The 13,040-nt window shown below is 57.8% G+C and carries 13 protein-coding genes; 4 read left to right on the plus strand and 9 right to left on the minus strand.

The window, feature by feature from the left end:
* Positions 1 to 67 precede the first annotated feature (67 nt).
* Positions 68 to 1,354, plus strand: a complete 1,287-nt coding sequence (locus AC27KL_RS00385) for a BaiN/RdsA family NAD(P)/FAD-dependent oxidoreductase (RefSeq protein WP_487168412.1) — start codon at positions 68 to 70, stop codon at positions 1,352 to 1,354.
* Between the two features lie 122 nt (positions 1,355 to 1,476).
* On the opposite strand, the gene AC27KL_RS00390 is transcribed toward AC27KL_RS00385, so the two are convergent.
* Both AC27KL_RS00390 and AC27KL_RS00395 read right to left on the minus strand, forming a co-directional pair.
* Complete coding sequence (locus tag AC27KL_RS00390; protein ID WP_487168413.1) at positions 1,477 to 2,748, minus strand: ABC transporter permease; 1,272 nt, start codon at positions 2,746 to 2,748, stop codon at positions 1,477 to 1,479.
* Between the two features lie 52 nt (positions 2,749 to 2,800).
* Positions 2,801 to 3,520 (minus strand): ABC transporter ATP-binding protein, encoded by a 720-nt coding sequence (locus tag AC27KL_RS00395; protein ID WP_487168414.1) that lies wholly within the window; start codon positions 3,518 to 3,520, stop codon positions 2,801 to 2,803.
* A 297-nt stretch (positions 3,521 to 3,817) separates the two neighbouring features.
* Here AC27KL_RS00395 and AC27KL_RS00400 point away from each other — a divergent pair, with 297 nt between their 5' ends.
* Positions 3,818 to 4,285 (plus strand): MarR family winged helix-turn-helix transcriptional regulator, encoded by a 468-nt coding sequence (locus AC27KL_RS00400; protein WP_212950024.1) that lies wholly within the window; start codon positions 3,818 to 3,820, stop codon positions 4,283 to 4,285.
* Positions 4,286 to 4,371: 86 nt separating this feature from the next.
* On the opposite strand, the gene AC27KL_RS00405 is transcribed toward AC27KL_RS00400, so the two are convergent.
* From AC27KL_RS00405 to AC27KL_RS00435, 7 genes are all read right to left on the minus strand, one after another.
* Positions 4,372 to 5,892 (minus strand): MDR family MFS transporter, encoded by a 1,521-nt coding sequence (locus AC27KL_RS00405; RefSeq protein ID WP_487168415.1) that lies wholly within the window; start codon positions 5,890 to 5,892, stop codon positions 4,372 to 4,374.
* Between the two features lie 44 nt (positions 5,893 to 5,936).
* Positions 5,937 to 7,469 carry an ABC transporter ATP-binding protein gene (locus AC27KL_RS00410; RefSeq protein ID WP_339323371.1) on the minus strand — a complete coding sequence of 511 codons (1,533 nt, stop codon included), beginning with the start codon at positions 7,467 to 7,469 and terminating at the stop codon, positions 5,937 to 5,939.
* The gene (locus AC27KL_RS00415) at positions 7,450 to 8,067 is read right to left on the minus strand and encodes an ECF transporter S component (RefSeq protein ID WP_339323370.1); all 618 of its coding nucleotides are present in this window, start codon (positions 8,065 to 8,067) and stop codon (positions 7,450 to 7,452) included. Before AC27KL_RS00415 ends, AC27KL_RS00410 begins: the two co-directional genes overlap by 20 nt.
* Positions 8,068 to 8,148: 81 nt before the next feature.
* A complete protein-coding gene (locus AC27KL_RS00420) occupies positions 8,149 to 8,919 on the minus strand; it encodes an energy-coupling factor transporter transmembrane component T family protein (RefSeq protein WP_487168416.1) in 771 nt (256 codons plus the stop codon).
* A complete protein-coding gene (locus AC27KL_RS00425; protein ID WP_487168417.1) occupies positions 8,916 to 9,524 on the minus strand; it encodes a GNAT family N-acetyltransferase in 609 nt (202 codons plus the stop codon). Before AC27KL_RS00425 ends, AC27KL_RS00420 begins: the two co-directional genes overlap by 4 nt.
* A gap of 258 nt (positions 9,525 to 9,782) precedes the next feature.
* Entirely contained in the window at positions 9,783 to 10,232 is a 450-nt protein-coding gene (locus tag AC27KL_RS00430; protein ID WP_036707384.1) for a disulfide oxidoreductase, read from the minus strand.
* Positions 10,233 to 10,262: 30 nt separating this feature from the next.
* Positions 10,263 to 10,988 (minus strand): DsbA family protein, encoded by a 726-nt coding sequence (locus AC27KL_RS00435; protein WP_339323367.1) that lies wholly within the window; start codon positions 10,986 to 10,988, stop codon positions 10,263 to 10,265.
* 298 nt (positions 10,989 to 11,286) lie between these two features.
* On the opposite strand from AC27KL_RS00435, the gene AC27KL_RS00440 reads away from it, so the two are divergent.
* Together AC27KL_RS00440 and AC27KL_RS00445 are read left to right on the plus strand one after the other, a co-directional pair.
* The gene (locus AC27KL_RS00440; protein ID WP_487168418.1) at positions 11,287 to 12,297 is read left to right on the plus strand and encodes an alpha/beta hydrolase; all 1,011 of its coding nucleotides are present in this window, start codon (positions 11,287 to 11,289) and stop codon (positions 12,295 to 12,297) included.
* Between the two features lie 215 nt (positions 12,298 to 12,512).
* Positions 12,513 to 12,992 carry a GAF domain-containing protein gene (locus AC27KL_RS00445; protein ID WP_036707379.1) on the plus strand — a complete coding sequence of 160 codons (480 nt, stop codon included), beginning with the start codon at positions 12,513 to 12,515 and terminating at the stop codon, positions 12,990 to 12,992.
* Positions 12,993 to 13,040 lie beyond the last annotated feature (48 nt).

Genomic DNA, 13,040 nt, shown 5'->3' on the forward strand with positions numbered 1-13,040 from the left:
AATATCCTGCGGAGCATGATGAAAACCATCGATCCGTCACGTTTGGAGTCAAAAGGAGAGAATAAATTTGAAGTCTTATGATGTCATTGTGATCGGCGGCGGGTCGGCCGGGCTGATGGCCTCCGTCGCGGCGGCAAGGTTCGGCGCATCCGTGCTGCTGCTCGACAAGGGCGCCAAGCTTGGGCGCAAACTGGGCATTTCCGGGGGCGGGCGCTGCAATGTGACCAACGCTAAGGAAACCGAGGATCTGATCGCCCATATCCCGGGCAACGGCCGCTTTCTGTACAGCGCTTTTCAGCATTTCAACAACCGCGATATCATGGCGTTTTTCGAAGGCTTGGGAATCGCCCTGAAGGAAGAAGACAACGGCAGAATGTTCCCGGTGTCCGATAAAGCCGCAAGCGTCGTCAACACGCTGATCGGGGAGGTCCGCCGGCTCGGCGTGGACATCAAAACCGACACTCCCGTATCGGAGGTCCTCTATTCGGAACATCGCGTATCGGGCGTAAAACTCGCTTCGGGGGACATCTTGCGGGGAAACGCGGTCATCGTTGCGACCGGAGGCAAATCGGTGCCGCATACCGGCTCGACCGGCGACGGATATCCGTGGGCGCAGGCCGCGGGGCATACCATCACCGAGCTCTATCCGACGGAGGTTCCCATCGTTTCGCGCGAAAGCTGGATCGCGTCGAAGGAGCTGCAGGGATTGTCGCTTCGCGACGTCGAATTGTCGGTATGGACGCCGAAAGGAAAAAAAGTGATCGGTCACCGCGGAGACATGATTTTCACCCATTTCGGGCTTTCAGGCCCGATTGCGCTGCGGTGCAGCCAGTTCATCCGCCAGGTGAAAAAGAAATTCAAGGTGAACGAGGTCGACATGGCGGTCGATTTGTTCCCCGACCTGCCTCCCCACGACTTGGACCGCATGCTGCGGGACAAGCTCGGAGCCGAGCCGAAAAAGGCGATCAAAAACGTGCTGAAAGCCCAAATCCCGGAACGCATGCTTCCGCTGCTCATGAACAAGGCCAACCTTGACGGCGACGCCACGTTCGCCCACCTGCCGAAGCAGCAATGGGCATCCTTCATCGACATCTTGAAAAAGTTTGTCATCCGGGTGACCGGAACCAAATCGATCGAGGAAGCTTTTGTGACCGGCGGAGGGGTGAACCTGAAAGAAATCCATCCGAAAACGATGGAATCCAAGCTGATGCCGGGCCTGTTTTTCTGCGGAGAGATTCTCGACATTCACGGCTACACCGGAGGGTATAACATTACCGCCGCCTTTTCCACCGGTTACACGGCAGGCATGCATGCGGCGGAGGCGGCCCGTTCCGCTTCGTCCGGCCTTTCATAATCCGCCCCGTTTTCGGGGCGGTCCGCTTTCCTGATCCAGGGCGGCATTCAAAAACCTCCCGCGTTTCATAACGAAACCGCGGGAGGTTTTTTAGAATCGGAAAACGGGCAGGGCCGCGAAGGCTACATCTTTGTATGAAGAAAAAACATGCGCATGAGATAAGGCACCGCCCAGCCGGCCGCCATGCCCAGCGGGATGAAACCAATGGCCGCCAGCCATGGACTCAAGCTGGAAAACAGAACAAGAGCGGAAGCCCATACCGAAAACGGAAACAGCAGCGTCCGGACGGCCGCGAAGCCGGCCTGCACGCCGTCCGCTTCCGGCCAGGGCAGCGGCGCGATAAAGGGATCTTTCCTGAAAGCGGACCACTGCAGGAACAGCCAGTAAGCGATTAAGGCATGCAGGGCCGCAAACGCCAAGATCTGCATCTTCACCGGAAGCGTAACGAGCACCATCGAGCTGATCCCGGCGAATCGCAGATAAAGGGAGCGTTGTCCCGGATGGCGCAGCAGCGATTTGATCATCGCCCCGGCGATGCGTTTGGCGGGCTCCCGCGAGCGGAACACATGCCGCGATTTCCGGAATATCCATGTTTTGCTGCGGACCCGGCGCGGTTGATCGACCGACTGGCTGAGCAGCAGCCCCGTCAAACGGGTGCGTCTTGCAAGATCCTCCTGAACGTCGGCCATGAACGTGCCGCGCAGGCCAAGCCTCGCCCTCAGCAGCAGCAGGCTGAGCAAAGCCAGCGCCAGCGCCCCCGTCCAAAGCATGGCGGCCTGCTGCCTGAACATCAGGACAAACCCCACATAAGCGGCGCAAGGCAAAACCGCGAACGGAACATAAAGCAGCCATCTCCGCACGCCTTTGGCCTGTACCTTGACCAGATGGCGGAACCACATCAGCACCCATTCGAAGGCGATCGTGATAGCAAGCAATCCCCCGGCATACAAGCCGTCCACATGAAACAGCCGGACCAGGAACGGCAGCAAAACGAAGAAACAAAACGACGTTTTTACGGCCGCCGCAGCCATGCTGTACCAACCGCTCCGAAGCATGATGCCTCGCAGCCATTCCCGGCGCTGCACCAAAAACAGCGCATCTCCTTCCCGGACCAGCAGCAGGATGCCCCCCGTCAAGGCGATCAGCAAAAGCGATAACGGCACCGTCGGGAACGACAGCATGCCGGCCCATTCCGGCAGCGGTTCCTTCCAAAACCCGTAATAAAACCGGCCCGCAAGCAAAAGCCCCGGGACGAGAATATACAATAAGACCGTCCAATCGTCGACGACGGACCGCAAGGCGGCCGCCGTTTCTTTGAAATGGCTCCGAAGACGCCGCCGGAACAAACTTGCGGGATTCGGAAACAGATATCCTTCTTTTTCCCTCGTCATCATCGTGTCGTCCTTTCTTTCCGAAAAAATGGCCCCTCTTCCCGGAAACGAAGCGTTACGTCAGCGAATCGAAGCAGTCGAACAGCGACGCATCGGGCAGCCCGGCCGCATCGCGGATGTCCGCCAGCGTTCCTTCGGCCACCGTCCTGCCGCCGGAGATCATGACGAATCTGTCACAGATTCTTTCGGCCGTATCCAGCACATGCGTGGACATCAGCACCGCCGCGCCGCGTGCGCGCTCCTCGTCCAGCAGCCGCAGAAAATCCTTGGTCGCGCGCGGATCCAGCCCGATAAACGGCTCGTCCACGATGTACACGTCCGGTTCGCTCAAAAATCCGAGCATCAGCATCATTTTCTGCTTCATCCCTTTGGAGAAGCCTCCCGGCAGGTCATGTTTGACCTCCTCCATGCCGAATTGGCGCAGCAGCCTGTCCGCTTCCCCGCAAAACCTTTCGTAGTCGAGACCGTAAACGGCCGCGGCCAAATCCATATGCTCCCACAGCGTCAAATCGTCGTGGAACACCGGCTGCTCGGGGATGTAAGCATACCTTCCCGAATCGCCGAAAAACGATACCCGGCTTTTGGCGTATTTCAGCAGCCCCAGCAGCGTTTTGATCGTCGTGCTTTTGCCGGCCCCGTTCGGGCCGATCAGCCCGAGCAGCTCTCCGGCATACACCCGAAAAGCGATTTGGCGGATCTTCGGATGTCCTTCCTCGTATCCCGCTTCCTCTATTTCAACGTCCAGCAGCGGTTTTTCCGCGCTTTCCATGTCCATGCTGTTTCTCTCCTCCCCAAAAAAGCAGCTTCCGCACATTCCTCCACCGCCCGAAAGCCGGTCGCAACGACCATCGCTCCAAACGAAAATCTTGGCCGGCTCTGCCCTTCCCTGTCCTTGATCCGGACCTTCTTCCGACTGGAACAGGATTTACTATAAATTTTAACGTTTCAAAGTTGATGGATTGTGACAAATGACATGTTTTTCGCACAATCCGAAGGGTATGATGTAAATACAATACGGATCAGACTGCGGTTATGTTTCATAAAAATATAAAACAAAAGGCGGGATTGTATCATGATTCACGCACAGGAACGCGATACCGAGTTATCTATGCAGCTGTACCGGGCGTTCGCCAAAAGCTTCAAAAGCGTCAGCGAACATGCCGCGATCGGCGCAAAGTCCGAAGGGTTCCATCCGACGGCCTTTGCCGTCATGGAAATGCTGTACTGCAAAGGAGCGCATCCCATCCAGCAAATCGGCTCCAGCCTCCTCCTTCAAAGCGGCAACGTCACGTATGTCATCGACAAACTCGAAAAACGCGGATGCATTTACCGCAGACCGTGTTCGAACGACCGCCGCGTCATCTACGTGGAGCTCACGCCGGAAGGCGAAGCGTTGATGCGCGAGCTGTATCCCCGATACGCCGGCCGGATCGACCACGCCTTTAGCGGCCTGAACGGCGAAGAAAAGGCGGAGCTGATCCGCCTGCTTAAAAAGATGGGGATGCAAGCCGAAAAGCTGATGCCCGGAGGGCAAACCTAACCTGAAAACATAAAAAGACACCCCTGGGCAAAAAAAACTCTCCCATGGGGTGCCGTGCCTTTTGGTTGGTCATCCGATCTTGAGAATCAGGCTTTTTCCGTTTCCGCTTCCTCTTCCGGCGATGGCACCGTATTGCGCAGCGCCAGGACGGAAATCAGGCTGATCACCGCAATGACTCCCATCACGATGTACAGCGAATGAAGGCTTCCTTCCAACACATGCTTCAGTTGATTCCATACTTCCTGCGGCATATCGGCGCCGCCTTCCGGCGTCAGCAGCCGGTTCACGTCCTCCTGGCCTACATGCTCGAGACCCGGCTGACTCGCAATCCGGCTGGCCATGCTCAGATTGATAAACGTTCCGAACACGGCAACGCCGACCGTCTGTCCCAAGGAACGGACGAACGTGTTCAGCGCCGTCGAAGCTCCGCGCAGCGAATATCCGACCGAGGACTGGGCGATGATCGTAAACACGGTGGTCGAGTAACCGAAGCCTAAACCATAGATGAAGGTAAAGATCAGCAGCACGTAATGCGGAGTTTGTCCATTCATCCAAGCGAGTCCCGCTGCGCCGATCACGATGCCGGCAAGGCCGATGGCGCTCGTTTTGCGCGAGCCTGCCGTCAGGATCAGCCGGCTTCCGAACACCGAGCCGAACAGCCAGCCGATCGACATCGGAGCCATCGTCAGCCCCGACAGCGTCGCGTTTTTGCCCATTACGCCCTGGATCCAAAGCGGAGTATAGGTGGTTAACCCGATCAGGAGCGCGCTGGTCAAAATGCTGGCCACCGTGGACACCGAAATGTCGCGGATGCGGAACAGCTTGAGGGGCAGCATCGGTTCGGCCGCGCGGTTTTCAATCCAAACGAAGGCGACAAGAAGCACGGCCGCCAAAACAAAACATCCGATGAGCAGCGGCGAGCTCCAGCTGAAATATTGCCCGCCCGTTGCGAGCGCAAACAACAACGCGGTCATGCCGACCGTAAATACCGCCGCGCCGGCCACGTCGACGGACACCTTCTCCCGCTTGTCCCGGCTTTCATGGAAATAACGAGCGATAAGCCACATGGAAACGATGCCGAACGGAACGTTAAAGCCGAATATCCAGCGCCAGTTCAAATAGTCGACGAAATAGCCGCCGACAAGCGGACCGATCAGCGAGGAAATGCCCCACACCGAGCTGATCAGCCCTTGGATTTTGGCGCGCTCCTCGATCCGGTACACGTCGCCGATGATGGTAAACGTGACCGGAACGATCGCTCCGGCGCCGATCCCCTGGATCGCCCGGAACAGGATGAGCTGCTCCATGTTTTGCGAAAAGCTGCAAAGCAGCGAACCGAGCACGAACAGCAGCGAGCCGATTTGGAAAACCGGCTTGCGTCCGTACAGGTCGCTGACTTTGCCGAAAATCGGCGTCGAAACGGCCATCGTCAGCAGGAAGGCGGTAAAAATCCAGCTGAGCAGCTTCATGCCTCCGAAGCTGCCGATGATCGCCGGGCCTGCCGGACCCGTCACCGTTCCTTCGATCGCCGACAGAAACGTCGATACCAAAATACCGATCAAAATATATTTGCGTTTGGCAAGTTGAATGCCAGCGTTATCAGACATAGGTTTCCTTTCCAGATGACGAGGCGGAAACCGCCGGAAGGGCCTTACGCCGGCCCGAGCCGCCGGAAATCGGCGGTTTTATGCGGAGAAAGCCTGAGCATAAACGAGGCTTCCCTCTCCGCCAAATCGGGGTCATGCGTGATCATCAGCACGGCCGCGCCGGCCGCCGTTTTCTCCCGGCATAACCTGAGCACCCGTTCGGCCGCCCCAAAGTCGATCCCGGACGTCGGTTCGTCCAAAATGTACAACGCCTTGGGATGGACGAATTGGCCGATGATGCTGAGCAGCTTTTTTTCCCCTTGGCTCAGCATGTAAGGGGAGGCGCCGCGTTTTCCTTCCAATCCCGCGGTCCTAAGCAGCGCTTCAGCCGTTTCACGCTGAGCGGCGGTCGGCTCGGACGGCCCGCCTTTTTTCCGGCCAAGCCCGTACACCAGCTCGTCCCATACCGTATGGGCGACAAACTGATGTTCCGGCTGCTGAAAAACGTAACCGATCCGGGCCGCCCGCTGCGAAACGCGCCATGTAGCGACATCTTCGCCTTCCCAGTACACCGAGCCCGGCGGCACCGGCAGCAGTCCCATCAGCAGGCGCGTCAACGTCGTCTTGCCGGAGCCGTTCTCCCCGGTGACGATGCCCCACTCCCCCGGCTTCATGGCGAAGCTGGTCTCATGAAGCGCCGGGGCTGCGGCGCCGGCATAGGCGTAGCTCAGCCGGTCGATCTCGAGCAGGCTGCCGGAGCCCCCGGCAGCCCCGGGCGGCGCCGCGCTGCGAGGCGCCGCGCCCTGCGGGTCCGGTCCGATGGCCGGACCCGCCTGCGTCGCTGCCCCCTCCCAAGGGGGCAGCAGCCCGAGCTGCGCGAGCCGCTCCCGGCTCTCGCGCAGCAGCTGCCGCGGCGGCCCGTCCAGCACGACGCGGCCGCCGTCCAGGACGATGACGCGCCCTGCGGAGCGCGCGGCATCGTCGAAGCGGCCGGACGCGGTCACGAGCGTCCGGCCTTCCGCGTGCAGCTTGCGGCAAAGCTGCACGAACTGCTTCTGCGCCGCGGGATCCAGGCTGGCCCCGGCGTCGTCGAACACGACGATGCGGGGGCGCAGGGCAAGCACCGCGGCGATGGCCGTGCGCTGGCGCTGTCCCCCGGACAGCTCGCGCACCGGCGAATGGCGGCGTTCCGACAGCTCCACCGCCGCCAGCGCCTCCTCCACCCGCCGCTCGATTTCCGGCGGCGGCACCCGCAGATTCTCCGGGCCAAAGGCGGCTTCATCCCCGGGCGTCCCCTGGACCAGCTGCGCGTCCGGGTCCTGGAACACGATGCCGCACAGCTGCGCGACGTCGGCGATGGCCGCTTCGGCCGGGTCCAATCCGGCCAGCTCCAGCCGCCCTTTTCTCGTGCCTCCGCCGCTTCGCGGCAAATAACCGCTCAGCAGCTGGCACAGCGTGGACTTGCCGCTGCCGCCGGGTCCGACGACCGCCGTCCATTCCCCTTCCGGAATCGACAGGGTCACCTCCCGCAGCGCGGGTTCCCGCTCGTCATCATAATAGTAGGTTAGATTCGAACAATTAATGGATATCGGGCGCATGCTCGGCTCTCTTCCCTCCGATGGCAAACCGCCGCAGAAGTCCGCTGCGCTGAAGCATGTCCCCAAGCATTTTGGTCAATAAACCGCAAAGCACGATACCGCTTATAAGACGCATCACGAGCGTCAGCGCCAGCACCTGCCAGCTCCACGCCGTGTAACCGAACATATTGGCTGCGCATACGAACCACAAAGGAACCATCGCTCCGCCGGCAAGCATCATCATGCCCGTCCCCCAGCGCTTGTAGCGCGATATCGCAAAAACGGCCTCCGCCGCCACCATGTAGCAAAGCGCCGCCACGATCGCGGACGCGATGCCGTAAGTCGTTCCCACAAAGCACTGGATGGCTCCGCCGATGCCGTAGGTAATGGCAGCCGTGCCCGGCTTGCGGATAATATAATACGCGAGCAGGCCGTAAACCATGTACACCCCGACGATGGTCGATGTCGCTACAGGGCCGCCCAGGCTGTTCAGCATTTTATTGATATAAGACAAATAAAAGGTCAATACAGCATTGGCTGTAGCCAGCATGGCCATGAGCACGATATCCAATGTGGTAAAAGAAAGGCGGTTTCTCTTTGATTTTGATGAGGTTTCCATTCCATGTCAACTCCTAATCTAAAAATGGCTTTACCTTGTTATTTTGCCTTGTCCGCCCATTAACGTCAACCTAAATTTTAGTCAAAGGTTAACAATATGAATAAACCACCATAAAAACGCAGTAAGCGCGACCGCCGTCCCCGCAAGGACGATCCCCCGTCCGAGCGGCATGCTTTCCCGGACAAACGTCCGGTCCGGATATGCCCCGAAGCCTTTGGCCTCCATCGCCCCGGCCGTCTGCTGAATCCGCCGCAGCGCGTTATGCATGACCGCCGAAATAAACGTCAGCCACCAGCGCAGCCGTCCCTGAAGGCCTTCCGGCGTTCCCCCGCCCCTGACTTGATGGGCTGCGGAAATGCTTCTTCCTTCCTCCTGCAGCAGAGGCAAAAAGGTTAGCGCCATCGATAATCCGAACGCAAACCGGTACGGAATCCGCAGCCGCGTCGTCAACGATACCACCATATCGCGTGGATCGGTCGTAAACATGAAGACGTATGACGACAGAAAAACGGTAAACATGCGCACCGTAACCGATCCTGCCGAATCCAACGCCTCGGTTGTGAGCCGAAGCAGCCCCAACTGCATGAACACATGTTCTCCCGCAGCCGTAAGCAGCGTCACGATAAAATACGGGACCGCGAAACCAAGCAGGATCGCCAGCGCTTTCGCCTGCTTTTTCCATGGCATGCCTCCCGCCCATCTCGCCAATGCGAACACGGCAGCAAGCAGCAGCGCTTGTCCGAGCGAAGAGTGAAACCTCATCGTCAGCAGCGCGATGCAGAACAGCAGCACCAGCTTGCCGAGCGGATCGGTACGGTGCAGCAGCGATGGTTGTTTATGAAATGCGATCATCTTGTTTGTTCCCCCCGATTTCCCCTTGATCCGGGCCCTGTCTGGAAATCCTCCCAATCCCGGCGCAGCATGGCATGCATATCGGCATCGACGAAGCCCTGCTCCGTATGGCGGTACTGGCGGAGCCGCCCCTCCAGCGTAAATCCGAGGGCGCGGAACAGGCGACCGGCACGCTCATTGCGGGGATCGGTCAGCGCTTCGAGCCGGTTCAGTCCCATCTCCACCATAGCATAATCGATGACAAGGCCGATCGCCTCCCGCATGTAACCTTCGCCCCAAAAAGGCCGGGACAGCTCGCAGCCGATTTCTCCGCGGTAGGCTCCTTCAAGCTGCCACCAGTTCAACCCGCAGCTGCCGACGATGCTCCCGTCCGGCGCCTGAATCCCCCACCGCAAGCTGTCGTCCGTCAAGGCCAGGCGGTTGAGGAGGCCGATCAGTTCCGCCGCCGCCGCGACGTCCGGCATGCGGGGAAGATCCGCAAAACGCCTGACTTCCGGATCGGACCAGCATTCGAACATCGCCTGCGCGTCCCGCGCGGCAAGGCGGCGCAACACGACCCGTTCCCCCTCCAGCTCAGGGATGTTTCCTTCGCAGCTGTATGGCACGGCACTTCCTCCTTACACGCAAAATATCACCATCCACTGTACACCTTGAGCCCCATATCGATCAAGCTTCCTTATTGCGGCAAGCGAGCCCCAACCATTCGAACCCCATCGATCGGGCGCGAAATTCCGAGCCGTCGTTCCATCCTTGGCAGGCCGGTAATGTCCGCCGCCCATGACGGCATGCCCGCATTCTCCGCATGCAAAAAGCGCTTGCCCCTTCCGGATCGCCGGTTTCGGGCAAGCGCTTTTGACGGATGCTTATGCTTCTTGCATTTCCTCCTTGGGCTCGCGTCCCGCCAGCAGCAGCAGGACGATCAGGATAAATGCAATCAATGCCAGAAGCGGAATCGTGATGAATCCGAACCAGTTCAGGTAATCGAAATTGCACGGGATCCCGACGGTGCACGGAAGGGCTTTGGCCAGCGCAGGGATTTTCTGCTCCAGGTAATGGTAGATGGAGATGCAGCCCCCGATGATGCTGAGCGTCATGGCATAGGGAATGATTTTGCGGTCGTTCTTGTAGCTTGCGATCCCGAGCAGAATGACCTCCGGATACATGAAAATCCGCTGGAACCAGCACAGCTTGCATGGCTCGTAATGCATGATTTCGCTTAAGTACAAGCTTCCGCCGGCAGCCACGATGGATACGATCCACGCCATGTACAGGGCATACGGGCGAATAGACGCCAAGAAACGATTGCCTCCCATCGCTCTAACTCCTTTTTCTTCCAAGATTCGTCATTCTTTATTTTGTTCGGCCAGCTTTTTCTCGATGAACGGCTTCAGCACCGGATAGTTCATGGAAGCTTCTTCGGTCGCCTTTTCCCCGTTGACGAACACGGTCGGCGTGCTCATGACGTTGAGCTTCCGCGCCAAAGCGTTTTGGCTGTCGATTTCTTCTTGGTACGTTTTTTCGTCGATATCTTTGCGTAGTTGGTCATAATCGACCTTAATGTTCTCCGTGCGGGCGAGGTTCACGAGGAAATCCGGCGTGGCCCATTCGGTGGCCTCGTCCCCTTGGTTTCTGTAAATCGCCTCGTAATATTTCCAGAACTCATCCTTGTTCTGATGGAACACCGACTGGGCGGCCAAAGCAGCGGTATTGGAATCCCCTTTTGGACTGATGATCAGATAATTGCTGAAATACAAAGCGGCTTTGCCCGTGTCGATGAAATCCTTCTTCAGCTCCGGCGAAATCTCTTCCGTGAAATATCGGCAGCTTGGACACTTGTAGTCGCCCATTTCCACGATTTTGACCGGCGCATCCGGATTGCCGAGCACCGGGAGCGAGCTGTAGTCAAAATCCCCCTTTTGGGACGACGGTCGGATGGCCAACAGCAGCACCACCAAAACGACGATGCAGGCCCCCGTGATCCACATCACCCGTTTCATCCGCTTTTCCTGCTGTTCCCTCTGGGCTTTTTTCTGTGCGATTTTATTCACCGGCTTTTTCTTTGCTTTCATAAATTGCCGACCCTCTCCTCTCTTCGAACTTCAGTTCGAGGCGCCTTGGCATGATTTTTTGTTTTCTTCCATAAATAGCCGCAAGAAAGCGCTACTTGTCCACTTTATTTTAGCATCTTGATCTTTGAAAGGCTATATCGGAGAGAAAGGGTCTCACGATTTCAGACAACCATTTCCCCAATTCGTCAAAATTTTTCCAAAAGTTGGTGTCTGCATGTCGCATCATGCGGTTAAATTTGGTTATAAATGCATATAATAAACCTTGCCTAATGAATCATCATCCGGGAGGTGAGCGGAATTGGACTGGTGGGCCGTCGTCCTCGTCGCTGCCGCCGCAGCGCTTGCGGTCGCAGGGATCACCCATTACGCATTCATACAAATGACGCAGATGAAAGCCTTAAGTTATCAGCAGGTTTTTGACGCTTTTGAACGGGCCGGAGCCCGCTTCCGGGAAATGTACGAGCCGCTGCGGAAGGAGGAGGTCCGGATCGCGAGCCATGACGGCCTCCGCCTGCACGGGGTCGTCGTCAAAGCGGAGCAGCCTTCGCCCAAATGGGTCATTCTCGTACACGGATATACTACTTCCCTTCCGGCATCCATTCCTTTTATGGATATGTTTCGCGAGGAAGGGTTTAACGTCCTGCTGGTCGACCAGCGCCGGCACGGACAAAGCGAAGGCAAATACACGACGTACGGTTATCACGAGAAACATGACGTGGCTGCTTGGGTCGGATACATCAAAGACGCTTACGGCGAAAACTGCGTCGTCGGTCTCCACGGCGTTTCGCTCGGAGGCGGCACCGTGCTGGAATATTTGTCGCTGCCGGAAGCCGACGTGAAATTCGTCATCGCCGACTGTCCTTATTCCGATTTGACGCGCCTGATGCATCATCAGTTGCAGCGCTTGAACCATCTTCCCGCGGCGCTTTTTCTTCCGCTGGTTAACGCCCGGATGCGCAAAAAAGCCGGTTTCACGCTCGATCAGGTCAGCCCTGTCCGTTCCGTGCAAAAAAGCAGCGTTCCGGTCATGTTTATCCACGGCGCCAAGGACAACTATATTCCGCCGTCCATGAGCGAGGAGTTGTTTGCGGCCAAAACCGGCTCCAAAAGGCTGTTGCTCATTCAAGACGCGACGCACGGCTTTGCGCTGGACGCCGACCCGGCCCTGTACAAACGGTCCGTGCAGGAGTTCGTCCGCGAGGCGCTCGCAGGAAGCCCGGCGGAATCCGTGGAGCAAGCCGCGGAGCTGTCGCCGCCGGAAAAGGAGGAGTTTGGCGGATTTGGACTGACCGGCGTGCCAAATGCCTAAAATGGATCGGCGCTTGGCCCGTTCCTTTCTTGAATAACCGCATCATCCCCTCGGCGGCCAGCCGGGGGTTTTCTTTTGACCGTTCCTGCCTCCATCCGGCTAAAAACGAATCCCGGAAAAACCGCCTCGCCGGCATCATCTTTTGCTTGACTCGGAGGTCATTCCTGTATACTATCGTTATAATTAACCAACGGTTAAAAGAAAGGTGGAGTATGATGTTTCAAGCACTTCCTTATGAAGGTAACCGGAGCGAGCAGTTTGCCGCCGTTCTGGAACAACTGAAATCCCTCATTCACGATGAACCCAGCTCCATCGCCAATCTGGCCAATGCATCGGCGCTGCTGAACAGCTTTTTGCCGGATATCAACTGGGTAGGCTTTTATCTTTACGACGGGCAAGAGCTGGTGCTTGGTCCATTCCAGGGTCTTCCGGCATGCATCCGCATTCCTTTGGGCCGCGGCGTATGCGGCACGGCGGCGGCCGAACGCCAAACGATCGTCGTGGATGACGTGCATGAATTTCCCGGACATATCGCCTGCGACGCGGCTTCCAACAGCGAAATCGTCGTTCCGCTCGTCAAGGATGGAGAACTGCGCGGCGTACTCGACATCGACAGCCCGCTCAAAGGGCGCTTTGATCATGAGGAGAAGCAATTTTTGGAGCAGTTCGCCGAGATTATCAGCTCCAAATTGTAATTTTATGTAAAAGAAGCGGTCATTCGCCCATAACGAATGCCGCTTCTT

It is taken from the genome of Paenibacillus sp. YAE3 (assembly GCF_057546105.1).